Raw genomic sequence first — 21,965 nt, forward strand, 5'->3', positions numbered from 1 at the left:
GATCACCTTCCTGCCGCAGGTCAGGGAGAATTTCGTCAGAATCCTCAAGGAAAGCCTGCTTCCCAGGATGATGGATAGCCAGCCACCCGCCTCGGGCGACTGTCCCGCCGCACGGAGGCTTCACGCCCACCCTCGGCCGGCTCCCGAGTAGCCTGCTGCCGGTTGCCGCCGGCCCGGCCCGGGGCAGTCGTCATCCGTGCACGCGCTGCCACGGCGGTGCCCATCAGCCGTCCCCCGCCTCGCCGATTCGGGCCTCGGCGCTGGCGTGCTGTCCCAGATTGTCGACCCAGGCGATGCGGATCAGGTCGCCGGGCCGGGCGTTGCCCAGGCGGAAGGCGAAGTAGGGGTTGCGCGAGACGGCGGTGGACAGCAGCCCGTGCACGGCCGGCCGGCCGTTGTGTTCGACGGTCAGTTGGGTGATGTAGTGGGCGGGCACCGGGCGGCCGGTCTGTTCGTCCGGACGGCGCCCCGTTTCCATGGGGTGCTCGATCAGCAGACGAACCAGCGTCTTGTCGCCTTGCGGTTTGGTGCGTATTTTGATGCCGGTCATGCGATGAATCCCCGAATCCGGATGGCCTGCAAGCTTAGCCCCCGACCATGAGCGACTCAACCCGATGGGATTCCCCCGCCTGCCTTGTCCATCGCCGGCATGTGCTGCGCCTGCTGGGCGGGTTCGGCCTGCTGCTGCCGCTGCGAACGCTGGCCCGTGCCGGCGGCCGGACGGTGCCGCCACCCGCACCGGCGGCCGGGGACTTCCGCCTGGCGCTCGCCACCGCCTTGCAGGGCCACGGCTGGACCGCCAGCGATCAGGTGTTGCTGGAGGTTCCGCTGCTGGCGGAAAACGGGGCCATCGTCCCGCTGACCGTCGAGAGCCGGTTGCCGGATACCCGGCGCCTGCTGGTCTTCGCCGAGCGGAACCCCGGTCCGCTGCTGGCGGAATTCCAGCTGGAAGCCGGCGCCGATCCGTGGCTGTCGTTGCGGGTCAAGCTCAACGACTCCGGTCCGCTGCTGGCCATCGCCGAGTCGGGTGGGCGCTACTACGGCACCCAGGTCGAGGTCAAGGTGATGGTGGGCGGCTGCGGCTGAGCCGCTTGCATCGGGATCGGCGGCGGCCGGGCCGGGTTGTGGCTATTCGCCGGCCAGCCAGCGTTTTATGCGATGCGCGATGGCCCGCCGGCGCAGGCGGGCCAGCAACTGCCGCATCGTCCTCAGCAGCGCCTTGCGTTCGCCTTCATCGGGCGCTCCGGCATACAGCCAGCCGGCATAGCGCGCGCTGAGCTCGCCGAAGCCGGCCGCCTCGGGGGCTCCCGCTGCCCCCATCCGGCGGGCAAAGCCCATGGGGGTCTCGGTCGGGGCGCGGGGCCAGCCGAGTGTTCCGTACAGCTGGCACAGGCGGCGGTAACGGATGGTCAGCGGGTCGGTGCGCGGGCGTTCGCGGTCGCGTCGCCGGAGCCAGAGCAGGAAGCCGGCCAGCGTCAGGCCGAGACCCCCGGTGAAGACCGACAGCAGACCCCAGACCGTATCCAGCCGCAGCCGTTGCAGCAGGGACTGCCGGCGGTCGTTGTCGTAGCCGAGAATCCAGCGCCCGACCAGGTAATCCAGATGGTCGAGCTTGATGCGCAGCAGCCCGAGCAGCGATTGCCGGCCCGACACCCGCCGCCCCAGCAGCGTTGCGAAGGCCGGGCTGTCGGGGAACAGTTCGGCGAAGCCCCGTTCGACCCGCTCCGGTGCCACGACGGCGGTGGGGTCGACGCGCCACCAGCCCGAGTCGTCCCGCCAGATTTCGGCCCAGGCGTGGGCGTCGTACTGCCGCACCGTCACATAGCGCTCCTGGAGATTGCGCTGCCCGCCCTGATAGCCCATGACCACCCGCGCCGGAATGCCGGCGGCGCGCATGAGGAAAACGAAGGCGCCGGCGAAGTGCTCGCAGAAGCCGCGCCGGGTCTCGAACAGGAAGCCATCGACGCTGTCGTCGCCGAGCAGCGGCGGTTCCAGGGTGTAGACGAAGGACTGGTGATAGAGGCGCAGCGCCTGCTCGACGATGGCGTCGGCACTGGCGCCGTCGCGCCGCCAGCTCCGCCCCAGCGCCAAGGCGCGGGCGTTGCCCCGGACAGGCAGCCGCAGGTAGCGCTCCCGCTCGGCCGGGGTCAGCATTGGTGGCGGCGCGCCGGGCTCGGTCCAGACGTCGTAGCTGATGCGTTCGAACAGCGCCTGGCGGTAGCGGAACAGATGCTCGCCGTTGCCGGCGATGCGGCCGTCGGCCAGGCGCGCCCGGTCCAGGGTGAAGATCCAGCGATGTTCGTGCGGCTCCAGCACGATGCTGTAGGCCGGCGTTCCGGCCGGCCGTGGCGGCGTGCCGGTGTTGGCCCAGCGATAATGGCAGTCGCATGCGTTGCTCCAGCGACGGCCGTCGAAGGTATCCAGTACCGTGCCGCGCCAGTACAGCGTTGCCGCCGGGGGAATGCCGCCGGGAAAGCCGGCCCGGAAGGCCAGTTCGGCCGAGCGCGCCGGCCGGCTGAAATCGCCCGGGCTCATGTCCTCGCCCATGCCGATCCTGGCTTCCGGCTTGTGCAGGGGCAGGGACCACAGCGGCGGCAGCCGCGGCATGACGACGAACAGGAAGACCAGCAGCGGCAGGGCCAGTCCCAGGGTGGTGGCCGCCGTGCGCAGGGGGGCCAGCGGTTGTCTGGCCAGCTGGTGTGGGTCGGCATGGACGGCGGCCAGCGCCGCGACGATCAGGTGGACCTGCAACAGGGCCAGCAGGGTGGCGGCGAAATCCTGGCGATAGAGCAGGAAGGCCATCAGGGCCAGCAGCGCGATGTACAGGAAGCGCTGGGCGCTGGCGGTGTGATAAAGCTCCAGCGATTTCAGCGACAGCCCGGCCATCAGCAGGGCGACATAGACATCCAGGCTGAGGCCGGAACGATAGGCCGCGGCGATGCCGGCACAGCTGGCCGCGACCAGCAGGGCCTTGACGGCGCGCCCGGGGAAGGCCAGCCGCCCGCGGTGGATCAGCAGCCGCCAGACGATGCAGCCGGCGCCGAGCAGGGACAGGCCAACGGGCAGGTCGCCGGCCAGCAGACCTGCCGCTGCCGCCAGCGCGGCCAGACAGTAGAGCAGGGCGGGGCGCGACAGCTGCGCCGCCGGCGCGCTCATGAAACCGGGCATTCCGCCAGCGCCCGCAGCACGGCGCGCAGATGCCCATCGCCCCGGTCCGGCTCGATGCGGGTGCCGGGCAGCCGCAGGCCGAAGGCCCGGCCCTCGGCGGTCAGGTCCAGCGCGTGCCGGCAGAGCCGCGACAGGCGTGTCTCCGGATCGGCCTCGCCGAGGGCGGCATAGTCCAGCCAGCGCTCGTCGCTCCGGTAATCCACCTGCTCGCGCACCAGCAGGCCATGTCCCGCGGCCTGGTGCTTCCAGGAAATTCGCGCCAGCGGATCGCCACGGACGTAGCCGCGCAGGCCGAGGAAATCGTCGCTGCCGGCGATCGGCTGGCCGCGGTCCTTGCTGCCGGTGCCGCCGGGGGCGGACGGTATTTCGCCGTCCAGGGGGCGCGGGTACACCAGCAGCTCGATGTCGAGGTCCAGCCAGGTCCAGCAGCGGATCAGGCCGTAGGGATACACCGACTGCACGCGCAGGCGGTCTGGCCGCTGGCGGCCGCGCCGGTGGGTGGGAAACGCGACGGCGGTCCGCAGCGGCTGTCCCGCGGCCATCGAGACCCGGGTGGCGGGCGCCTCGGCGAAGCCCAGCGCCAGTTGCTGCCGTGGACGGCTGGCGTCGAGTTCGAGCAGGCACAGGGCCGTGTCGCCGGCGAACACCGGTTCGGTTGCGATGTGGCGCAGGCTCAGCCCGCTCAGGTTGGCGAAGGTCTGATGAAGGGTCACGAACAGCAGCGCCAGCAGCAGGAAGCACAGGGCCAGCACCAGATTGTTCTGGAAGTTGGTGGCGCCGATCCAGATCAGGGCCGCGGTCAGCAGGTAACCCCCGCCTTGGCGGGAGGGCAGGACGAACAGGTTCCGCTGGTTCAGGCGGATTTCGCGGCCGGGCGGGATGCGGCGGTTCAGCCAGCGCTGGAGCCGGGCCCGCCAGGCCTGTCGGAGTCCGTCGGGCAGCCGGACCCGGGCGGGTTTCCGGGTGGCGTCGGCGGCCGGCATCAGCCGAGCACGTCGACGTGCTCCAGGAGGGTCCGCGCCGGATCGGCCGGACCGCCGCCGCGCATTTGCTGGCGCAGCCGGTGCGAGACCACCGGCGCGAGAACCGCCTGTACATCCTCCGGCAGCAGGTGCGTGCGGGCATGGAGCAGCGCCCAGGCGCGGGCTGTCTGCACCAGGCCGACGGCCGCCCGCGGCGACAGCCCCCACTGGAAGCGCCCGGAATGGCGGCTGAAGTCGACCAGCCGCTGCACGTAGTCGAGCACGCTGGCGGAGGCGTGGATGCCTGGCACGCACGCCTGCAGATCGGCCCACTCGCCAGGGCTGACGACGGCCTCCAGCGTGGTCAGCGTCGCGCGGGGGTTGAGCCCTTCCAGCAGGCGGCGCTCGGTGCCGGCGTCGGGAAAGCCCAGCGACAGCTGCATGAGGAAGCGGTCGAGCTGGGATTCCGGCAACGGATAGGTGCCGGCCTGGTGCAGGGGGTTCTGGGTGGCGATGACGAAGAACGGCTCCGGCAGCCGATGGGTCTCACCGTCGATGCTGACCTGGTGCTCCTCCATCGCCTCCAGCAGGGCGCTCTGGGTCTTCGGCGAACTGCGGTTGATCTCGTCAGCCAGCAGCAGCTGGGTGAAGACCGGGCCGGGATGCAGGCGGAACTGCTGCTTGCCGGGCTCGTAGATGCGCGCGCCGAGGATGTCGGCGGGCAGCAGGTCGCTGGTGAACTGGACGCGGGTGTAGGCCAGGCCCAGCGCCGCCGCCAGGGCATGGGCGAAGGTCGTCTTGCCCATGCCGGGCAGATCCTCGATGAGGAGATGCCCGCGCGCCAGCATGCAGGCCAACGCCAGGCGGATCGGTTCGTCCTTGCCCAGCAGCACCCGGCCGACGGCCGCGGCGATGCGTTCCGCGGCCGGGTTCAGGGCCATGCGCGCGGTGCCGGAAGGCCGGAGCGGCGGCCGGGCGGGCTCAGGCCGGCAGCCCGTGTTGCAGCAGGCAGGCAAGGTCCGCCATGCCGCGTTCCAGGTTGGCCTCGATCTCGGCCAGGGTGATCTCGCCCGGCTGCTTGCCCGCCGCCCAGTTGGCGACGACCGCGCAGCAGGCGTACTCCAGGTTCTGCTCGCGGGCCAGGGCGGCTTCCGGCATGCCGGTCATGCCGACCAGGTCGCAGCCGTCGCGCGCCATGCGGGCGATCTCGGCGGCGGTTTCCAGGCGCGGCCCCTGGGTGCAGCCATAGACGCCGCCATCGACCAGGTCGAGACCGGCCTTGCGGCCCGCCTCCAGCAGCCATGCCCGCAGACCGGGCGAGTAGGGCGCGGAAAAGTCGATATGCGTGACGGCCCGCAGGTTGTCCTCGAAGAAGGTCTGCGCGCGGCCGTAGCTGTAGTCGATCAGCTGGTCCGGGACCACCAGGCGGGCCGGCGCCATGCGCGAGGTGATGCCGCCGACCGCGGCCACGGCCAGGATCCGGCTGGCGCCCGCGGTCTTCAGCGCCCAGATGTTGGCACGGTAGTTCACCTTGTGGGGCGGGATGATGTGCGGATCGCCGTGCCGGGCCAGGAACACGACTTCCCGCCCGTACAGGCGGCCGAAGACCAGGTCCGCCGAGGGGTCGCCGTAGGGCGTGGTCAGGCATTCGCGCTCCTCGACGGTGAAGTGCTCCAGCCGGGCAAGGCCGGTGCCTCCGATGATGGCGATGAGGTTGGACATGGATGGATTCCCGGCTTGCTTGCCCTTGGCGGTTTCAGTAGACGGTGCGGCAGGCGTAGATGCCTGGCCAGTTGCGCAGATGGTTCTTGTAGTCCAGCCCGTAGCCGAACAGGTAGCGGTTCTCCGCCGTCAGTCCGACGAAGTCGGGGCGGCAGGGCTTGTCGCGGCCGATCAGCTTGTCGACCAGCACGGCGGTGAGTACCCGGCCGGCACCGGCTGCCTCGCAGTAGCGGACGATTTCCGCCAGGGTCAGCCCCTCGTCGAGAATGTCGTCGATCACCAGCACGGTCCGCCCGCTCAGCGGCAGGGCCGGCGTCAGCGTCCAGCGCATGGCCGAGCCCCGGGTCTCGCCTTGGTAGCGGCCGGCCTTGATGGAATCGAGTTCCAGCGGGAAGTCCAGTTGCAGCAGCAGTTCGCCAGCAAAGAAGATGCCGCCGTTCAGGACGGTGAGGACGACAGGATGGCTGTCCGCCAGCGCGGCACCGATCTCCCGCGCCAGCCGGGCGATGGCGGTGCCAATCTGCTCCCGGTCGTACAGACAGTCCGCTTCCGCGATGACGCGGCGGATTTCCTCGTTGATATCCATGGTGATTCAGGTTTCGTTGAGCGCGGCCACGCGGGCCGAAACGGCATGCCATTCCGGACTGGCCAGGAGGGCCGCGCGGTCCAGGGGGAAGCGGCCGCGCATGCGCGCCAGCCGGGTGGCGCGGGCGGAATCGCCGGGCAGGCCGGCCAGGGCTTCGAGCACCTCGGCGGCGGCGCCGGGCGCGTTGCACACCAGTACCATGTCGCAGCCTGCCGCCAGCGCCAGCCGGGCGCGGTCGACCGCATCGCCGGCATAGGCCGCGCCGGCCATCGAAAGGTCGTCGCTGAAGACGGCGCCGGCAAAGCCCAGGCGGGTGCGCAGGACGTCCTGGATCCAGTAGCACGAGAAGCCGGCCGGGTGCGCGTCGATCCGCTCGTAGATGACATGCGCCGGCATGACGCCTTCGAGTCCTGCGGCGATCAGGGCGGCGAACGGCCTGAGATCGCGCGCCTCGATGGCGGCGAGCGGTCGCCGGTCCACCGGCAGGGCCAGGTGCGAATCCTCGGCCACGCTGCCATGCCCCGGAAAATGCTTGCCCACCGCCGCCATGCCGGCACGGCGCATGCCGCGTGCGAAGGCGGTGGCCAGCCGGACCACCGTCTCCGGCTCCTGCCCGAAGGCACGGTCGCCGATGACCTGGCTGATGCCGCACTCCACGTCCAGCACCGGGGCGAAGCTGAAGTCGATGTCGAGGGCGCGCAGCTCCGCCGCCATCAGCCAGCCGGCCTGCTCCGCCAGTTCCGGATCGTTGGCCAGCGCATAACGGGCTGCCGGCGGCAGGCGGGTGAAGCCGTCGCGGAACCGCTGCACCCGGCCGCCTTCGTGGTCGACGGCGATCAGGAGGGCGGGGTTGGCGTCGCGGATCGCGGTTACCAGCTCCATCAGCTGGGCGGGTGACTCGAAGTTGCGGCGGAACAGGATCAGCCCGCCGGTGGCGGGATGGCGGAGGCGCTGCCGCTCCTCGTCGCTGAGGGACAGGCCCTCGACGTCGAGCATGACCGGGCCGGGCATCGGGTGCTGGGACATGACGCGCTGGTGCGGATGGAAAAGGTGACCGGCGGGCGGCGCGGGGCCGCCGCTATTGCTGCTGCTGTTCCTGGGCTTGCCGCCGCGCTTCGAAGGCGCGCAGCTGCTCGGGGGTGGCCTCGGCCTGGTGGCGGGACTTCCACTCCGCGTAGGGCATGCCGTAGACGATCTCCTGCGCCTCGGCATAGCCGAGCTCGAGACCCCGCTCGGCTGCGGCGGCGCTGTACCATTTGGCCAGGCAGTTGCGGCAGAAGTCGGCGAGGATCATGAGGTCGATGTTCTGCACCTCGGGGTGTTCGCGCAGGTGCCGGAGCAGGCGGCGGAAGGCGGCGGCTTCGAGTTCGGTCCGGGTTTGCGGGTCCATGGAACGGGTGGCGTGGGCTTGGCGGCGGCGGACAACCCGCTTGATGGCAAGCGAGCTGGGTTATAATGCGAAAAAGTATAGCGCAGTGTTACGGGCGTCCCGGGCATCCTTCCCGAACCCGCCCTTTCGCAGGGTCCTGCCGATCCGAGCCAATCCCCATCCCCACCCAAATTTCCCTGAATTAAGGGGCTTAATTCCCAGCATGAAATTACTGGTCGACTTTTTCCCGATCGTTCTGTTTTTTGCCGCCTACAAACTGGCCGATATCTACGTGGCGACCTTGGCGGCGATCGTCGGCGCGGTGCTGCAGGTCGCCTATACCTGGCTACGGACCCGCAAGGTCGAGACCATGCACCTGATATCCCTGGTGCTGATCCTGGTCTTCGGCGGCGCCACCTGGTTCCTGCGCGACCCGACCTTCATCAAGTGGAAGCCGACCGTGCTCAACTGGCTGTTCGCCATCGTCTTCCTGGGCAGCCAGTTCATCGGCCGGCAGCCCGTCATCCAGCGCATGCTGAGCGCCCAGATCGAACTGCCGGCGGAGATCTGGCGCCGGCTGAACCTTGCCTGGACCGCTTTCTTCATCGTCATCGGCGGCGTCAACCTGTACGTGGCCTTCCATTTCGAGGAGAGCGTCTGGGTCAACTTCAAGCTGTTCGGCATGCTCGGCCTGACCGTGCTGTTCGTCCTGCTGCAATCGTTCTACCTGGCGCGGCACATGCCCGACAGCGCCACCGAGGAGAAGTGACCATGCTGTTCGCCATCGTGTGCGAGGATGCTCCCGGCAGCCTGCCACTGCGCCAGGCGACGCGCCCGGCCCACCTGGAACGCCTGGAGGCCTTGCAGGACGAGGGCCGGCTGGTACTGGCGGGGCCTTTCCCGGCCATCGAGAGCACCGATCCCGGCGCGGCCGGCTTCACCGGCAGCCTGATCGTGGCTGAATTCGACAGCCTGGCCGCCGCGCAGGCGTGGGCCGGGCAGGATCCCTATCAACGGGCGGGCGTCTACGCGCGCGTCACCGTCAAACCCTTCAAGCAGGTATTTCCCCGATGACCGATCGTGTCGACAAGATCCGCGCGCTGCTCGAGGCGGCGCTGCAACCCCGTGAACTGGACCTCCATGACGACAGCGCCGCCCATGCCGGGCATGCGGGCGCGTTGCAGAGCGGCGGCGGCCACTTCTCCGTCTACATCGTGGCGGATGCCTTTGCCGGCAAGTCGCTGCTGCAGCGCCATCAGATGGTCTACCAGGCGCTGGGCGACCTGATGAGAACGGATATCCATGCCCTGATGATCAAGGCATTGACCCCGGAAGAACTGACCTAACCCTCAACCCAAGGAAACTGCATGAACAGATACTCCCTCGCTTCCGCCATCGCGCTGGCCTTGCTGGTGACTGGCTGTGACCAGGCCGGCGATCAGGCCCAGAAGGCCCCGCCCGCCCCTAACCAGGCCCAGAAGGCGCCAGCAGCAACCGCTGCCGATCAGGCCCAGAAGGCGCCTGCCGCACCCGAGGTCGTCGCTGTCGGTGAATCGGTGGCCATCGTCAACGGCAAGCCGATCAGCAAGGCCGCCTTCGAGATCCTCGCCGAGGAAGTCAACGAGCGCCGCGGCGACAACAAGGTTCCCGACGACAAGATCGTCGAGGAGCTGATCAAGCGCGAACTGCTGAGCCAGGAGATCGCCGCGTCGGGTCTGCTCAAGGATCCCAAGTTCGCCGCCAAGATCGAGAGCGCCCAGCGCATGCTGCTCTCCCAGGCGGCTGCCGAGGAGTTCATCGGCAAGGTGGAGGTATCGGACGAGGATCTGAAGAAGGAGTACGACCAGCGTGTCGGCCCGATGAAGAATACCGAGTACAAGGCCAAGCACATTCTGGTCGAGACGGAGAAGGAGGCCAAGGACATCATCGCCAAGCTCCAGAAAGGCGAGAAGTTCGACGCGCTGGCCAAGAAGCTCTCCAAGGATCCCGGCTCCAAGGACCGTGGCGGTGATCTCGGCTGGTTCAGCCCGCAGCAGATGGTGCAGCCGTTCTCCGAGGCGGTGATGGCGCTCAAGAACGGCGAAACCACCCAGGCCCCGGTACAGAGCCAGTTCGGCTGGCACGTCATTCAGCGCGAGGAATCGCGCGAGCAGGCGCCGCCGCCCTTCGACGCCGTCAAGGATCAGCTCAAGAGCATGATCCAGACCCAGAAGCTACAGCAGCACATCGCCGATCTGCAGACCAAGGCCAAGGTGGAGAACAAGCTGTCTGCCCAGACTGCCGCTCCGGCTCCGGCCGCCAAGCCTGCTGCCGCGGCTCAACCTGCCGCTCCGGCTCCGGCCGCCAAGCCTGCTGCCGCGGCCCAGCCTGCCGCTCCGGCTCCGGCCGCCAAGCCTGCTGCTCCGGCTCCAGCCGCCAAGCCTGCGACGCCGGCGGAGAAGCCCGCTGCCCCGGCCGCCAAGCCGGCGGCTCCGGCTCAGCCGGCCACGCCCGCGCACTGAGCCGCACAGACCAGACCGCGAAAAAGCCGGGCACGTCCCGGCTTTTTCATGTGTGGGGCCCGGGCGTTCTCAGAACAGGCTCAGCTGTACCGGCCCCGAGGCTGGCACCCGAAAACGCGAGCTGTCGAGATTGAGGGTAGCGGGCTGCAGGCCCAGTCGGCGCATGGCCCGGTAGATGCGCCCCCCGTGGCTGGCCCGGATCAGGTTCAGCACCTGTGTCCGGCGCTGCGGAGCATGGGCGACCAGCCACTCGTCGAACAGGGCGTGCAGTTCCAGCGGCAGGCGCAGCAGGCTGTAGCTGGCAGCGCTGGCGCCGGCCTCCGCGCCGGCGGCCAGCACGCGTTCGAGCTCGGCGTCGGTCAGGGCCGGGATCACCGGCGCCACCAGCACCGTCACCGGGATGCCGGCCGCGCTCAGGCGGCGCACCGTTTCCAGCCGCCGCGCCGGGGTGGCGGCGCGGGGCTCCAGACGCCGTGCCAGCGCGCGATCCAGGGTGGTGATGGAGATCTGCACCTGAAGCAGCCGCTCCCGCGCCATGCCGGCCAGGATGTCGAGGTCGCGCTCGATCAGGCTGCCCTTGGTCGTCAGGCAGACCGGATGGCGGAAATCCCGTAGCACCTCGAGGATCGCGCGCGTCAGCCGCATGGTCCGCTCGATCGGCTGATAGGGGTCGGTATTGGCGCCCAGCGCGATCGGCGCCACGCGATAGCCGGGCCGGCCGAGCGTCTCGCGCAGCCTTGCGGCCGCGTCTGGTTTGGCATGGAGCCGGCTCTCGAAATCCAGGCCCGGCGACAGCCCCAGCCAGGCATGGGTGGGGCGTGCGTAGCAATAGATGCAGCCATATTCGCAGCCGCGATAGGGATTCACCGACTGCTCGAAGGGCAGGTCGGGGGAGGTGTTGCGGCTGATGCTGCTGCGGGTCGTTTCCAGACTGACCGTTGTGCGCAGGGGCGCGCGCTCCTCGGGCCGCCAGCCGTCGTCGAGGGCTTCGCGGTGGGTTGCGGCGAAGCGGCAAGGGGGGTTGCCGAGGGCGCCGCGGCCCTTTGGCGATGGCGGTCGGCCAGGCGCGGGCGGGTCGCTCGGGGTGTCGGCGGTCATGGCGGGGCGGCGCAGGGTCGAGGGCGCGGCAGCCGCCGGGAAGGCGGCTGGACCGTGATATTATCCGCCATTTTCCGGCTGCCCCGGCATGCGACACGCCTCCGCTCTTTTCCTGATCGGTCCCATGGGTGCGGGCAAAAGCACCATCGGCCGTCTGCTGGCCAAGGCGCTGGATACGGAATTCGTCGACAGCGACAAGGAAATCGAGCGGCGCACGGGCGTCAGCATCCCGATGATCTTCGAGTACGAGGGCGAGGCGGGCTTCCGGCGGCGGGAGGCCGAGGTGATCCGCGAGCTGACCGAGCGCAGCGATATCGTCCTGGCGACCGGCGGCGGCTCGGTGCTGCTGCCGGAGAATCGCGCCCGGCTGCGCGAGCGGGGCTTCGTGGTCTATCTGCATTGCCCGGTGGACAAGCAGCTGGAGCGGACCCACAAGGATTCCAACCGGCCCCTGCTGAACACCGGCAACCCGCGCCAGCGGCTCACCGAGCTGTTCGAGATGCGCGAGCCGATCTACCGGGAGCTGGCCGACTGCATCGTCGACACCGGCCAGAACTCCAGCCGCAGCGTCGTCCGGCAAATCCTTCGTGCCCATGAGCGGGCCCAATCGCACGTTTCTGCCCATGAGAACCCTGAACGTTGACCTCGGCGATCGCGCCTATCCCATCTACATCGGCCAGCGCCTGCTGGACCAGCCCGCGCTGATCGCGCGCCATGTCGACGCCGGGCAGGTGATGATCGTTACCAACGCGACGGTGGCGCCGCTCTACCTGGCACCGGTCGAGGCGGCCCTGTCCGGCCGGCAGCTGGCCAGGGTCGTGCTGCCCGATGGCGAGGCCTACAAGAGCATGGACTCGGCCATGGCCGTCTTCGACGAGCTGCTGCGGCTTCGCTTCAGCCGCAGCGCGCACCTGATCGCCCTGGGCGGCGGCGTGATCGGCGACCTGACCGGTTTTGCCGCCGCCTGCTACCAGCGTGGCGTGCCGTTCATCCAGGTGCCGACCACCCTGCTGGCCCAGGTGGATTCCTCGGTCGGCGGCAAGACGGCCGTCAATCATCCGCGCGGCAAGAACATGATCGGCGCCTTCTACCAGCCGAAATGCGTGATCGCCGACATGGGCACCCTGGATACCCTGGCCGACCGCGAGCTGAGCGCGGGCTTGGCCGAGGTCATCAAGTACGGTCTCATCCGCGATCCCGGTTTCTTCGACTGGCTGGAAGCCAACATCGAGCGTCTCCTGGCCCGCGACCCGGAGGCGCTGGCGGTGGCGGTGGAGCGCTCCTGCCGCAACAAGGCCGAGGTCGTAGCCGCCGACGAACGCGAATCCGGCGAGCGCGCCACCCTCAATCTCGGCCATACCTTCGGACATGCCGTGGAAACCGGGATGGGCTATGGTGCGGTGCTGCACGGCGAGGCCGTGGCCATCGGCATGTGCCAGGCGGCCGACCTCTCGCGGCGGCTGGGCTGGCTGGACGAGGCCACGGTACGGCGCATCGTCGGCCTGCTGGAACGCGCCCGGCTGCCGGTCCGGCCGCCGGCCGGGCTGGATGCCGACGCTTTCCTCGAACACATGGCGGTGGACAAGAAGAATGTCGAGGGCCAGCTGCGGCTCGTCCTGCTGGAGCGCATCGGCCGTGCCACGCTGCCGATGGCGGTCGATACCGCCACCCTGCGCCAGACGCTGACAGGCTATGGCCGCGGCTGAGTGCCCGGCAGCCCCCGCATGACGCCGAGACCGGCCGGCTGTCCCGACCCTGACCCCTCTTGCTGACCCTTCCAGGATGCTCCGATGACTGTTCTCCTCAATGACTGTTTCCTGCGCGCGCTGCTGCGCCAGCCGGTGGACCGGACCCCGGTCTGGATGATGCGGCAGGCCGGACGCTACCTGCCCGAGTATCGCCGTGTGCGTGAACGGGCGGGCAGCTTCATGAGTCTCTGCACGACGCCGGAGCTGGCCTGCGAGGTCACCCTGCAACCCCTGGCGCGCTACCGGCTCGACGCCGCGATCCTGTTTTCCGACATTCTCACCATTCCGGATGCCATGGGGCTGGGGCTGGAATTCGTCGAGGGCGAGGGCCCACAGTTCCGTCACCCGCTGCGGACCGCGGACGCCATCCGCCAGCTGCCGATCCCCGATCCCGAGCAAAGCCTTGGCTACGTGACGGACGCCGTGCGGCTGATCCGCCGGGAACTGGGCGGCCGCGTGCCGCTGATCGGTTTCTCGGGCAGTCCCTGGACCCTGGCCACCTACATGGTGGAGGGCCGCAGCAGCCGGGAATTCCGCCGGATCAAGGGGCTGATGTACGAGCAGCCCGAGCTGCTGCATCAGCTGCTGGACCGGCTGGCCCAGGCGGTCGGACGCTACCTCGCCGCGCAGATCGCCGCCGGCATCGATGCCGTCATGGTCTTCGATACCTGGGGCGGCGTCCTGTCGCCGGCGCAGTACCGGGCCTTCTCGCTGGATTACGCCGCGCAGTCGCTGGACGGCCTGCCGCGCGAGCGTGCCGGGCGGCGGATACCCGCGATCCTGTTCACCAAGGGCGGCGGCCAGTGGCTGGAGGGCATGGCGGCGGCCGGTTACGACGCGCTGGGCCTGGACTGGACCACCGATATCGGCGAGGCGCGCGCGCGGGTCGGCGACCGGGTCGCCTTGCAGGGCAATCTGGACCCGCAGGCCCTCTACGCGCCGATACCGCGGCTGCGGGAGGAGGTCCGGGCCATCCTGGCCGGCTTCGGGCCGGGCAGCGGCCATGTGTTCAATCTTGGCCATGGTGTCTGGCCGGACGCCGACCCCGAGCATGTCGGCGCCATGATCGAGGCGGTGCACGAGTTCAGCCCGGCCATCCACGCCGCCGGCCGCAACGCCTGAGCGAGCGACCGGCCGGCCTGTCCGGCGGCCTCAGGGGGCTGCCCGTTCCCCGGCCTCGTCCGGGTTCGCCCCTTCCTCGCCCAGATCCGCCAGCGGCCGTATTTCCGCCAGCAGTTCCTCGCCGCCCGCCGGTGTCGGAATGCCCAGTGCCAGATGGCTCCTGCGGTAGCCGTACAGGAAATAGAAGGTCAGGCCGATCAGGCCCCAGACCGGGAAGACCAGCTGGGCCTCGGTCGGCAGGAAGATGAACAGGATCGCGCAGCCCAGCATGGCCATGGGGCCGACGATCCAGATGCCCGGCGTGCGGAATGGCCGGTGGCGGTCCTTTTCCTTGACCCGCAGGATCATCACGGCGATCGAGACCACGAAGAAGGCGAACAGCGTGCCGGAGTTGGAGATGTCGGCGAGCTTGCCCACCGGCAGGAAGGCCGCCGCCAGGGTGACGCCGGCGCCGGTGATCATCGTCACGATGTGCGGCGTCCGGAAGCGGGGATGGACGCGGCTGAGGACATCCGGCAGCAGCCCGTCGCGGGCCATGACGAAGAAGATGCGGGTCTGGCCGAACAGCAGCATCAGGATTACCGACGGCAGGGCCAGGAAGGCCGCGAGGCCCAGCAGGTTGCCCAGCCTGTCCCAGCCGATCTGCCGCAACACCAGCGCCAGGGCTTCCCGGGAGCACACCAGCGGCTGCTGGCCGGCCGTCGCGAGTTGCTGGCATTCCGCGGCCAGGGCCGGGGAGCCGGGCGGCAGGCCGGCACCGCTGGCGTCCGTCAGCGGCTGGGCGCCGATGGCGCCGATGGCGCCGGCCGACACCAGCAGGTAGAACACGGTGCAGATGCCCAGCGAGCCGATCAGGCCGATCGGCACGTTGCGCTGCGGGTTGCGGGTCTCCTCGGCGGCGGTCGAAACGGCGTCGAAACCGACATAGGCGAAGAAGATCGAGGCCGCCGCCGCCACGGCGCCGGAACCTCCCAGCGGCAGGAAGGGCTGGAAATGCTCGCTTTTCAGGGCCGGCAGGGCGATGAGGATGAACACGCTCAGGGCGATGATCTTGACCGCCACCAGGATGGCGTTGAAGGTGGCGCTCTCGCGGGTGCCGACGATCAGCAGCCCGGTCACGAACAGGCTGATGATCACCGCCGGCAGATTGATGAGGCCGCCGGCATAGGGGCCGTTGGCCAGCGCCATGGGTATCTCGATGCCGAGGGAATTGTGCAGCAGACCGGCGAAATAGCCGGACCAGCCGACCGCCACCGCACTGGAGGCGACGGCGTATTCCAGCACCAGGGCCCAGCCAACCATCCAGGCGATGAGTTCGCCCAGCACCGCATAGGAATAGGTGTAGGCGGAGCCCGACACCGGCACCATCGATGACAGTTCGGAATAGCACAGCGCCGCCACCGCGCAGACGAAGCCGGCGATGATGAAGGAGAGCATCATGCCGGGCCCGGCCTTCTGCGCGGCTTCCGCCGTCAGCACGAAGATGCCGGTACCGATGATGGCGCCGATGCCGAGCAGGGTCAGCTGCCAGGCCCCGAGCGAGCGGTGCAGGCTCTTCCTTTCGGCTGTCAGCAGGATGGCGTCCACGGGTTTAACGCGCCAGAAGATCATGATGGTTTCATCCTCGGTGGGTGAGTGGTTGAGCGGCGGGGAGTGTAACGGAATTGACACGGTTTCCCGAGCACCCGGCACGCGGTGCCGGGTCGGTCGCGGGTGGCCTGAAACCCATGCAAGATTTCAGCCATTTCTGGCCCGGGCCGGGGCGGATATTCCTGCATGAGCGGAGACGGCGACATGACCGATTTCGACCTTCCCATCGACCGGCACAGCACCGGCAGCGTCAAATGGAACCGCTATGCGGGGCGGGACATCCTGCCGCTGTGGGTGGCCGACATGGACTTCCGCTGCCCGCCGGCGGTGCTGGCGGCGCTGCATCGGCGCATCGCGCATGGCGTGCTCGGGTATGGCGAGCCCTCGGCCGGGCTGCTCGACGCGGTGACCGGCTACCTCAGGGCCAGCTACGGCTGGTCGCCGCCGCCCGAGGCGCTGGTCTGGCTGCCGGGACTGGTCGTCGGGCTGAACCTTGCCTGCCGGGCGGTGGGCGCGCCCGGCGACGCCGTGATCAGCGCCACGCCTGTCTACCCGCCGTTTCTCGCGGCGCCGAGGCTGGCGGAGCGGACGCTGGCCCGCGTGCCGCTGCGCCAGGCGGCGGACGGCTGGCGCTGGGACTTCGAGGCGCTGGAACGGGCGCTGACACCGCGCACCCGTCTGCTGCTGCTCTGTCATCCCCACAATCCGGTCGGCCGCGCCTGGACACCTGAGGAACTGCGGCAGCTGCTGGCCATCGCCCGCCGCCACGATCTCCTGATCTGTTCCGACGAGATCCACGGCGACCTGATACTCGAACCCGGGCGCCGGCATGTGCCGCTGGCCCTGATCGACCCGGCCTTTGCCGAGCGCATCCTCACCCTGATGGCCCCGTCCAAGACCTGGAACCTGCCGGGACTGGGCTGCTCCTTCGCGGTGATTCCGGACCCCGCGCTGCGCCGGCGTTTCCGGCGGGAGATGGCGGGACTGGTGCCACCGGTCAACGTGCTCGGGCTGACCGCCGCCGAGGCCGCCTATCGGGACGACGGCCGCTGGCGCGCCGACCTGCTGGCCTACCTGCGCGGCAACCGGGCGCTGCTGCGCGACTGGTTCGGCGACAGCCGGCGCCTGCGCTGGATCTGCCCGGAGGCGACCTATCTGGCCTGGATCGACGCCCGCGCCATTGACCCCGTCGACCCGCTGCCGGCCTTCGAGGCGCTGGGCGTGGGACTTTCGGATGGCCGGGATTTCGGCTGCCCCGGTTTCGTGCGGCTGAATTTCGGCTGCCGCCGCGCCCTGCTGGCGCAAGCCCTGGAGCGCCTGGCGCCGCTGCGCTGACGCGGCCATGCCAGCGCCATTTTCCCCCAATCCTCACCAAGACCCTGGGAGCAAGACCATGGAAATCGTTCAGATACCCGCGCTGGCGGACAACTATGTCTATCTGCTGCACGAGCCCGCCAGCGGGACGACGGCGGCGGTCGACCCGCCGGAGGCCGAAGGCGTGCTGCGCGCCCTGGCCGAACGGGGCTGGGTGCTGACCCATATCCTCAACACACATTTTCATGGCGACCATGTCGGCGGCAATCTGACGCTGAAATCGGTCACCGGCTGCCGGATCGTCGGCCACGCTACGGCGCGCGAGCCGATCCCGGGGCTCGACCAGCCGGTCGACGAGGGCGACTGCGTGCGGCTGGGCGACAGCGAGGCCCGGGTGCTGGCGGTACCCGGGCACACGGCCGGGCATGTCGCCTACTGGTTGCCAGCGACATCCCGCCTCTTCTGTGGCGACACCCTGTTCGGCATGGGCTGCGGGCGGCTGCTGGGCGGCAGCGCCGGGCAGCTGTGGGCCTCGCTGCAACGCCTGCGGCAATTGCCGGGCGACACCCTGGTGTACTGCGCCCACGAGTACACGCTGAACAACGGCCGCTTCGCGCTGACGGTGGAGCCCGGCAATCCGCGGCTGGTCGAGCGCCAGCAGCGGACCCGGGCGCTGCGCGAGGCGGGTCGTCCGACGGTGCCCTCGCGCCTCGCCGAGGAGTGCGACACCAATCCCTTCCTGCGTCCCGAAAGCCCGGCCATCCGCGCCAGCCTGGGGCTGGAAGGGGCGAGCGATCTGGCGGTCTTCAGCGAACTGCGCCGCCGCAAGGACCACTTTTAGCGTTGCTCGCCGGTTCGCCGGACGGACCGGTGGCGTGTCGTCGATACCATGGCATTCAAGCGCTTGCGTAAGCCAAACGAGGCCCAGTCCGCTATCATTGGCCGTCGATCGGCTGGCCCCGCCGCCAACCCAACCCAGATTCAGGAGAGCCCTCGATGGCCTTGTTGACCGAAATCGTGCAAGAGACCGCTGACAGTTTTGGCCTGGGCGACAGGGCGCCGGCCCTGGTGGCCGAGGCGCTCCGGCTGGTCTTCAACGAGCGCAACGGCGGTCTGCGCGGTCTGCTCGACCGCTGCGGGCAGGCGGGGCTGGGCGACCTGGCGGACAACTGGTGCGACAGCCATGCGGCCCTGAAGCTGCTGGACGGCGGGCAGCTGGAAAAGGTGGTCGGTGCCGCCGCCATCGCCGAGGCCGGCAAGACGTTGGGCATGGCCAATGCCCGCGTCAGGACCGCCATGGCCTTCGTCATTCCCCGGCTGGTAAGGCTCTTCGCGGCGGGTGGCAAGCTGCCTCGCGAGATGCCGTCGGCGGTACAGGCGTTCCTGCGCAGCGACGCGGCCAGGCCCAGGCCGCCGGCCGGCAAGCCCCGGACGCCGGTCACCTCCAAGCCCTCGCACGCCTGGCTGGGGTGGACCGTCGGCACGCTGGCCCTGCTGCTGACGGCCGGCTACAGCGGCCTGCAAATCCTCGGGAGCCGGGACGGCACCCCGCCGCTGGCACCGCCACCGCCGCCGCCCGCGGCCGCCATCGAGACGCCGGCCGCCCCGATGCCCGAACCCGAGCCCGGCAAGCCGATCGCCAGGCTGACCATCCGCAACGATGGCGGTCGCTTCGAGTACGCCGGCGAAGTCGGCGATGCCGGCATGAAGACCGCGATCGGCAACCAGTTGCTGACCTTCTTCGGCCAGGCCCGCCTGAGCGGCAACCTGGACATCAATCCCCTGGTCGGCGTGCCGCCCTGGTTTGCCAAGCTGGACCGGGTACTGCCGCAGCTGAACGTGCCGGGCACGGTTCTGCGCCTGGAGGGCAATACCGCCCGGCTGGGCGGCTGGCTGTCGGACCCGGATCGGGAAAGCGTGCTGAACAGCATCCGCACGGCGATGGGGCCCGGCTTCCGCTACGGCTACCTGGGTGACGAGACCCAGGAGCTGGCCCAGGAATCGCGCAGCCGTGCGCTCCAGTCGCTGGCCGCGCTGCCGCCCGCTTACCAGGGCCAGGATATCGTCGCCATCCTCAACCAGTGGGTGATCCTGTTTGCCGAGGACAGCGCGGCCCTCCCGGACAGCAGCCGCGAAGTGATCTACAAGGCCGCCGAGCTGATGCGGATCATGGCCCAGCCGGTGGTGTTCGAGATCGGTGGCCATACCGACAACCAGGGCAATGTCCATGCGAGCCAGAAGCTCTCCCTGGAGCGCGCGGTGGCGGTGAAGAATGCCTTCATCCAGGCCGGTCTGCCGGAGCCCATGGTGCGCGCCAGGGGCTATGGCGGCACGCGGCCGATCGCCGCGAACGACACGCCCTATGGCCAGTTCCGCAACCGCCGGATCGAGTTCGCCGTGCTGGAACCCTGCCTGACCAAGTCGGTCTGTGGCCTGCCGGATCCGGCGGCCATCCTCGAACCCCCGCCGGCACCAGTCCTCGAGCCGCTGGAAAGCCTGGAGCCCCTGCCCGAGGCGGTCAGCCCGCCGGTGGTCCGCGAAAGCCGGCCGGCTGCCGCGCCGGCCGAGGCAGCACCCGAGTACCGGCCCAGACCCCGGTCGCGTCCGCGCGATACCGGTGGAGAGTCCGCCGCCACCGGTTCGGGCCGCGGCGCGAGGCCGGCCAGCGGCGACGAGTCCGGGGCCAGACCGGCCGCTCCCCGACCCGCCCGCAGCAGCGCGACGCCCCCGCCGGGCACGCCTGGCAAGGGCACCGCCGGCAAGGCCAGGCCAGCCGAGACGAAGAAGCCGGCCACCAGCGCCGGCGGTGCCCCGGCGTCGACCACGGAGCCGAAGAAGACCGACGCGGCGGCGCCGAAGCCGAAACCCAAGTCGGCTCCGGCACCCCGCACGACCAGCCCCGGCAGCGTCCAGGATCTGTTCTGATGGCGGGTCAGGCCGGTCGGCGACCTGGCCTGGCTACGGCGGCATGGGGTGCGGGCCCGGCGGGTTTCCCGCTCCCCGTGTCGCTCAGGGAAGCGCGGCTTCCAGCTGGCCGGCGGCTGCCTCGCAGGCCGGGACCGCGTCCACCAGCGCCGGGTCGATCGGCGCGCCGGTCAGCTCGGCCAGGACCCGTTCCGCCACCAGTTCGCTGAACGGTTCGCAGGCCTTGGCCATCCGGCGCGCGGCCACCGCGAGCGGCTGGTCCTCGTCGATATCCTCCTCGGAAAAATTGCCGACCGCCCGGATCAGCTGGCCGGTGACCCGGCTCTGCTGGCGGTAGACCTGCTCCACATAGCGCGTGAAGGCTTCCGGCGTCATCTCCAGGGTTTCGCCCGAAGGTGTGTGCGCGACGATGGTCGTGCAGCCGGACAGCAGGGCCAGTCCGGCGCCCAGCAGGCGGCTTCGCATGACGGCATTTCCCCGGCCGGCCGGGGACGGGGATAGGGGCAGGTCTTTGGCCCTGTCCGGGCGGGGGCTCGATGGCGCATCTTGCGTCGGCTGGGGTCTGGGTCCGCGCGAGGGTGACGCTCCTGGCCGGATCCTCTGGCCAGCTCGGGTATCGCCGCCGGTCCGGCCGGGCGACAGCGCATCCGTCCGCTGCGGGCGGGTTGCGGGGGCGCCATCATACCGCAGCGGGTTTTGTGGTTTCATGTGGGCCTGCGGGCCAGCGCCCGTCTGCCCGCCAGCCGGTTTTTCCCACAGACATCACGCATGGTCGCGCTTTCGATACGACAACTCAGCAAACGCTTCGGCGAGCAGACGGTGCTCGATGCCATCGACCTGCGCATCGCGGCGGGCGAGCTGTTCTTCCTGCTGGGGCCGAGCGGCTGTGGCAAGACCACCCTGCTGCGACACCTGGCCGGTTTCCTGGTCCCCGACGCCGGTGCCATCTGGTTCGGCGACCAGGACGTGACCCAGCTGCCGCCGCACCGCCGCGGCACGGCGATGATGTTCCAGAGCTATGCGCTGTGGCCGCATCTGAGCGTCGCCGGGAACGTTGCCTTCGGGCTGGAGGAGCGGCGGCTGTCCCGGGCGGAGATTGCTGCCCGCGTCGACGAGGCGCTGGCGCTGGTGCAGCTTGGCGGGCTGGGCGAGCGGCGCATCCAGCAGCTGTCCGGCGGCCAGCAGCAGCGTGTGGCGCTGGCGCGGGCGCTGGTGGTGCGGCCGCGCTGCCTGTTGCTGGACGAGCCCCTGTCCAATCTCGATGCCCGGCTGCGGCTGGAGATGCGTGTCGAAATCCGTCGCATCTGCAAGGAATTCGGCCTGACGGCTGTCTATGTCACCCACGATCAGGCGGAAGCCCTGTCGATGGCCGACCGGCTGGCGGTGATGGTGGCCGGCCGGCTGGCACAGGTGGGGACGCCGCGCGAGGTCTACCGGCGACCGCTGGACCGGCGGGTGGCGGCGTTCATCGGCGAGACCAATCTGCTGCCGGCGCGGGTGCTGGCACGGGATGCGGGGACGGGCGTCGCCATGGTCGAGACCCCGGCCGGGCGGCTGCGGGCCACGGTCGGCGGGCACGGCTGGCAGCCCGCCAGCGGCGACAATGCCTGGCTGTCGGTGCGGCCCGAGGCTCTGCGCTGGCTGCCGGCGCCGGAGGCCACCGAGAGGCTGGCAGGGGTGCTGGCGGATGCCGTCTATCTCGGCGCCACCGCGCAATACCGGCTGCGGCTGGCGGACGACAGCAGCCTCGCGGTGATTGAGCAGAACCCCACCGACCTGTCGCGCGTACCCGGCGAGCACGTCGCCGTCAGCGCGGCGGTGGACGATCTGGTGCTGTTGCCGGACTGAACGATTCATCCG

At 69.9% G+C, this 21,965-nt stretch carries 23 protein-coding genes; 12 read left to right on the top strand and 11 right to left on the bottom strand.

Annotated elements, in window-relative coordinates:
• Window positions 1-223 precede the first annotated feature (223 nt).
• Complete coding sequence (gene soxZ, locus ACYQ1H_RS12025; RefSeq protein WP_460028282.1) at window positions 224-550, bottom strand: thiosulfate oxidation carrier complex protein SoxZ; 327 nt, start codon at window positions 548-550, stop codon at window positions 224-226.
• A 47-nt stretch (window positions 551-597) separates the two neighbouring features.
• Here soxZ and ACYQ1H_RS12030 point away from each other — a divergent pair, with 47 nt between their 5' ends.
• Window positions 598-1,086: a thiosulfate oxidation carrier protein SoxY gene (locus tag ACYQ1H_RS12030; RefSeq protein ID WP_460028283.1), complete on the top strand. Its 489-nt coding sequence runs from the start codon at window positions 598-600 to the stop codon at window positions 1,084-1,086.
• Window positions 1,087-1,128: 42 nt separating this feature from the next.
• Here the strand turns inward: ACYQ1H_RS12030 and ACYQ1H_RS12035 are convergent, their stop codons facing one another.
• From ACYQ1H_RS12035 to ACYQ1H_RS12065, 7 genes are read right to left on the bottom strand one after another with little or no spacing between them, the layout of a single operon-like run.
• On the bottom strand, window positions 1,129-3,156 hold the full coding sequence (locus ACYQ1H_RS12035; RefSeq protein WP_460028284.1) for a transglutaminase TgpA family protein: 2,028 nt from the start codon (window positions 3,154-3,156) through the stop codon (window positions 1,129-1,131).
• The gene (locus ACYQ1H_RS12040; protein WP_460028285.1) at window positions 3,153-4,151 is read right to left on the bottom strand and encodes a DUF58 domain-containing protein; all 999 of its coding nucleotides are present in this window, start codon (window positions 4,149-4,151) and stop codon (window positions 3,153-3,155) included. Before ACYQ1H_RS12040 ends, ACYQ1H_RS12035 begins: the two co-directional genes overlap by 4 nt.
• Complete coding sequence (locus tag ACYQ1H_RS12045; RefSeq protein WP_460028286.1) at window positions 4,151-5,071, bottom strand: AAA family ATPase; 921 nt, start codon at window positions 5,069-5,071, stop codon at window positions 4,151-4,153. The genes ACYQ1H_RS12040 and ACYQ1H_RS12045 overlap by 1 nt, the downstream gene beginning before the upstream one ends.
• Before the next feature lie 40 nt (window positions 5,072-5,111).
• Window positions 5,112-5,852, bottom strand: a complete 741-nt coding sequence (locus ACYQ1H_RS12050; RefSeq protein ID WP_460028287.1) for an S-methyl-5'-thioinosine phosphorylase — start codon at window positions 5,850-5,852, stop codon at window positions 5,112-5,114.
• 34 nt (window positions 5,853-5,886) lie between these two features.
• On the bottom strand, window positions 5,887-6,438 hold the full coding sequence (locus ACYQ1H_RS12055) for a hypoxanthine-guanine phosphoribosyltransferase (protein ID WP_460028288.1): 552 nt from the start codon (window positions 6,436-6,438) through the stop codon (window positions 5,887-5,889).
• A 6-nt stretch (window positions 6,439-6,444) separates the two neighbouring features.
• On the bottom strand, window positions 6,445-7,464 hold the full coding sequence (nagZ, locus tag ACYQ1H_RS12060; RefSeq protein ID WP_460028289.1) for a beta-N-acetylhexosaminidase: 1,020 nt from the start codon (window positions 7,462-7,464) through the stop codon (window positions 6,445-6,447).
• Window positions 7,465-7,516: 52 nt separating this feature from the next.
• On the bottom strand, window positions 7,517-7,828 hold the full coding sequence (locus ACYQ1H_RS12065) for a DUF1244 domain-containing protein (RefSeq protein ID WP_460028290.1): 312 nt from the start codon (window positions 7,826-7,828) through the stop codon (window positions 7,517-7,519).
• Window positions 7,829-8,030: 202 nt separating this feature from the next.
• Here ACYQ1H_RS12065 and ACYQ1H_RS12070 point away from each other — a divergent pair, with 202 nt between their 5' ends.
• The 4 genes from ACYQ1H_RS12070 to ACYQ1H_RS12085 are packed head-to-tail and all read left to right on the top strand — an operon-like array spanning window position 8,031 to window position 10,308.
• On the top strand, window positions 8,031-8,576 hold the full coding sequence (locus ACYQ1H_RS12070) for a septation protein A (RefSeq protein ID WP_460028291.1): 546 nt from the start codon (window positions 8,031-8,033) through the stop codon (window positions 8,574-8,576).
• Window positions 8,577-8,578: 2 nt separating this feature from the next.
• Window positions 8,579-8,881: a YciI family protein gene (locus tag ACYQ1H_RS12075; protein ID WP_460028292.1), complete on the top strand. Its 303-nt coding sequence runs from the start codon at window positions 8,579-8,581 to the stop codon at window positions 8,879-8,881.
• On the top strand, window positions 8,878-9,153 hold the full coding sequence (locus tag ACYQ1H_RS12080) for a BolA family protein (protein ID WP_460028293.1): 276 nt from the start codon (window positions 8,878-8,880) through the stop codon (window positions 9,151-9,153). Before ACYQ1H_RS12075 ends, ACYQ1H_RS12080 begins: the two co-directional genes overlap by 4 nt.
• A 21-nt stretch (window positions 9,154-9,174) precedes the next feature.
• Complete coding sequence (locus ACYQ1H_RS12085; protein ID WP_460028294.1) at window positions 9,175-10,308, top strand: peptidylprolyl isomerase; 1,134 nt, start codon at window positions 9,175-9,177, stop codon at window positions 10,306-10,308.
• A 69-nt stretch (window positions 10,309-10,377) separates the two neighbouring features.
• Here the strand turns inward: ACYQ1H_RS12085 and ACYQ1H_RS12090 are convergent, their stop codons facing one another.
• Window positions 10,378-11,406, bottom strand: coding sequence for a PA0069 family radical SAM protein (locus ACYQ1H_RS12090; protein WP_460028295.1), 1,029 nt, complete (start codon window positions 11,404-11,406; stop codon window positions 10,378-10,380).
• Between the two features lie 88 nt (window positions 11,407-11,494).
• On the opposite strand from ACYQ1H_RS12090, the gene aroK reads away from it, so the two are divergent.
• From aroK to hemE, 3 genes are all read left to right on the top strand, one after another.
• Window positions 11,495-12,049, top strand: a complete 555-nt coding sequence (gene aroK / locus ACYQ1H_RS12095; protein ID WP_460028296.1) for a shikimate kinase AroK — start codon at window positions 11,495-11,497, stop codon at window positions 12,047-12,049.
• Window positions 12,030-13,112, top strand: coding sequence for a 3-dehydroquinate synthase (gene aroB, locus ACYQ1H_RS12100; protein WP_460028297.1), 1,083 nt, complete (start codon window positions 12,030-12,032; stop codon window positions 13,110-13,112). The genes aroK and aroB overlap by 20 nt, the downstream gene beginning before the upstream one ends.
• Before the next feature lie 84 nt (window positions 13,113-13,196).
• Complete coding sequence (hemE, locus tag ACYQ1H_RS12105; protein ID WP_460028298.1) at window positions 13,197-14,276, top strand: uroporphyrinogen decarboxylase; 1,080 nt, start codon at window positions 13,197-13,199, stop codon at window positions 14,274-14,276.
• A gap of 30 nt (window positions 14,277-14,306) precedes the next feature.
• Here the strand turns inward: hemE and ACYQ1H_RS12110 are convergent, their stop codons facing one another.
• Window positions 14,307-15,887 (bottom strand): amino acid permease, encoded by a 1,581-nt coding sequence (locus tag ACYQ1H_RS12110; RefSeq protein WP_460028299.1) that lies wholly within the window; start codon window positions 15,885-15,887, stop codon window positions 14,307-14,309.
• A 165-nt stretch (window positions 15,888-16,052) separates the two neighbouring features.
• On the opposite strand from ACYQ1H_RS12110, the gene ACYQ1H_RS12115 reads away from it, so the two are divergent.
• From ACYQ1H_RS12115 to ACYQ1H_RS12125, 3 genes are all read left to right on the top strand, one after another.
• A complete protein-coding gene (locus ACYQ1H_RS12115) occupies window positions 16,053-17,201 on the top strand; it encodes a MalY/PatB family protein (RefSeq protein ID WP_460028300.1) in 1,149 nt (382 codons plus the stop codon).
• Between the two features lie 58 nt (window positions 17,202-17,259).
• Entirely contained in the window at window positions 17,260-18,021 is a 762-nt protein-coding gene (gloB, locus tag ACYQ1H_RS12120) for a hydroxyacylglutathione hydrolase (RefSeq protein WP_460028301.1), read from the top strand.
• A gap of 155 nt (window positions 18,022-18,176) precedes the next feature.
• Entirely contained in the window at window positions 18,177-20,105 is a 1,929-nt protein-coding gene (locus ACYQ1H_RS12125; RefSeq protein ID WP_460028302.1) for an OmpA family protein, read from the top strand.
• A gap of 84 nt (window positions 20,106-20,189) precedes the next feature.
• Here ACYQ1H_RS12125 and ACYQ1H_RS12130 read toward each other — a convergent pair whose 3' ends face one another.
• Window positions 20,190-20,570: a hypothetical protein gene (locus ACYQ1H_RS12130; protein ID WP_460028303.1), complete on the bottom strand. Its 381-nt coding sequence runs from the start codon at window positions 20,568-20,570 to the stop codon at window positions 20,190-20,192.
• Between the two features lie 303 nt (window positions 20,571-20,873).
• On the opposite strand from ACYQ1H_RS12130, the gene ACYQ1H_RS12135 reads away from it, so the two are divergent.
• On the top strand, window positions 20,874-21,953 hold the full coding sequence (locus ACYQ1H_RS12135; protein WP_460028304.1) for an ABC transporter ATP-binding protein: 1,080 nt from the start codon (window positions 20,874-20,876) through the stop codon (window positions 21,951-21,953).
• The last annotated feature ends 12 nt before the right edge of the window (window positions 21,954-21,965 follow it).

This window comes from Methyloparacoccus murrellii (assembly GCF_054657115.1).

Coding starts and splice junctions, on each gene's coding strand:
- ACYQ1H_RS12045 (WP_460028286.1), bottom strand. CDS start 5,071: ATGGCCCTGAACCCGGCCGCGGAACGCATCGCCGCGGCCGTCGGCCGG.
- ACYQ1H_RS12080 (WP_460028293.1), top strand. CDS start 8,878: ATGACCGATCGTGTCGACAAGATCCGCGCGCTGCTCGAGGCGGCGCTG.
- ACYQ1H_RS12070 (WP_460028291.1), top strand. CDS start 8,031: ATGAAATTACTGGTCGACTTTTTCCCGATCGTTCTGTTTTTTGCCGCC.
- ACYQ1H_RS12115 (WP_460028300.1), top strand. CDS start 16,053: ATGAGCGGAGACGGCGACATGACCGATTTCGACCTTCCCATCGACCGG.
- nagZ (WP_460028289.1), bottom strand. CDS start 7,464: ATGTCCCAGCACCCGATGCCCGGCCCGGTCATGCTCGACGTCGAGGGC.
- ACYQ1H_RS12075 (WP_460028292.1), top strand. CDS start 8,579: ATGCTGTTCGCCATCGTGTGCGAGGATGCTCCCGGCAGCCTGCCACTG.
- gloB (WP_460028301.1), top strand. CDS start 17,260: ATGGAAATCGTTCAGATACCCGCGCTGGCGGACAACTATGTCTATCTG.
- ACYQ1H_RS12030 (WP_460028283.1), top strand. CDS start 598: ATGAGCGACTCAACCCGATGGGATTCCCCCGCCTGCCTTGTCCATCGC.
- ACYQ1H_RS12125 (WP_460028302.1), top strand. CDS start 18,177: ATGGCCTTGTTGACCGAAATCGTGCAAGAGACCGCTGACAGTTTTGGC.
- ACYQ1H_RS12130 (WP_460028303.1), bottom strand. CDS start 20,570: ATGCGAAGCCGCCTGCTGGGCGCCGGACTGGCCCTGCTGTCCGGCTGC.
- ACYQ1H_RS12055 (WP_460028288.1), bottom strand. CDS start 6,438: ATGGATATCAACGAGGAAATCCGCCGCGTCATCGCGGAAGCGGACTGT.
- aroB (WP_460028297.1), top strand. CDS start 12,030: ATGAGAACCCTGAACGTTGACCTCGGCGATCGCGCCTATCCCATCTAC.
- aroK (WP_460028296.1), top strand. CDS start 11,495: ATGCGACACGCCTCCGCTCTTTTCCTGATCGGTCCCATGGGTGCGGGC.
- ACYQ1H_RS12090 (WP_460028295.1), bottom strand. CDS start 11,406: ATGACCGCCGACACCCCGAGCGACCCGCCCGCGCCTGGCCGACCGCCA.
- hemE (WP_460028298.1), top strand. CDS start 13,197: ATGACTGTTCTCCTCAATGACTGTTTCCTGCGCGCGCTGCTGCGCCAG.
- ACYQ1H_RS12050 (WP_460028287.1), bottom strand. CDS start 5,852: ATGTCCAACCTCATCGCCATCATCGGAGGCACCGGCCTTGCCCGGCTG.
- ACYQ1H_RS12065 (WP_460028290.1), bottom strand. CDS start 7,828: ATGGACCCGCAAACCCGGACCGAACTCGAAGCCGCCGCCTTCCGCCGC.
- soxZ (WP_460028282.1), bottom strand. CDS start 550: ATGACCGGCATCAAAATACGCACCAAACCGCAAGGCGACAAGACGCTG.
- ACYQ1H_RS12035 (WP_460028284.1), bottom strand. CDS start 3,156: ATGAGCGCGCCGGCGGCGCAGCTGTCGCGCCCCGCCCTGCTCTACTGT.
- ACYQ1H_RS12135 (WP_460028304.1), top strand. CDS start 20,874: ATGGTCGCGCTTTCGATACGACAACTCAGCAAACGCTTCGGCGAGCAG.
- ACYQ1H_RS12110 (WP_460028299.1), bottom strand. CDS start 15,887: ATGATCTTCTGGCGCGTTAAACCCGTGGACGCCATCCTGCTGACAGCC.
- ACYQ1H_RS12085 (WP_460028294.1), top strand. CDS start 9,175: ATGAACAGATACTCCCTCGCTTCCGCCATCGCGCTGGCCTTGCTGGTG.
- ACYQ1H_RS12040 (WP_460028285.1), bottom strand. CDS start 4,151: ATGCCGGCCGCCGACGCCACCCGGAAACCCGCCCGGGTCCGGCTGCCC.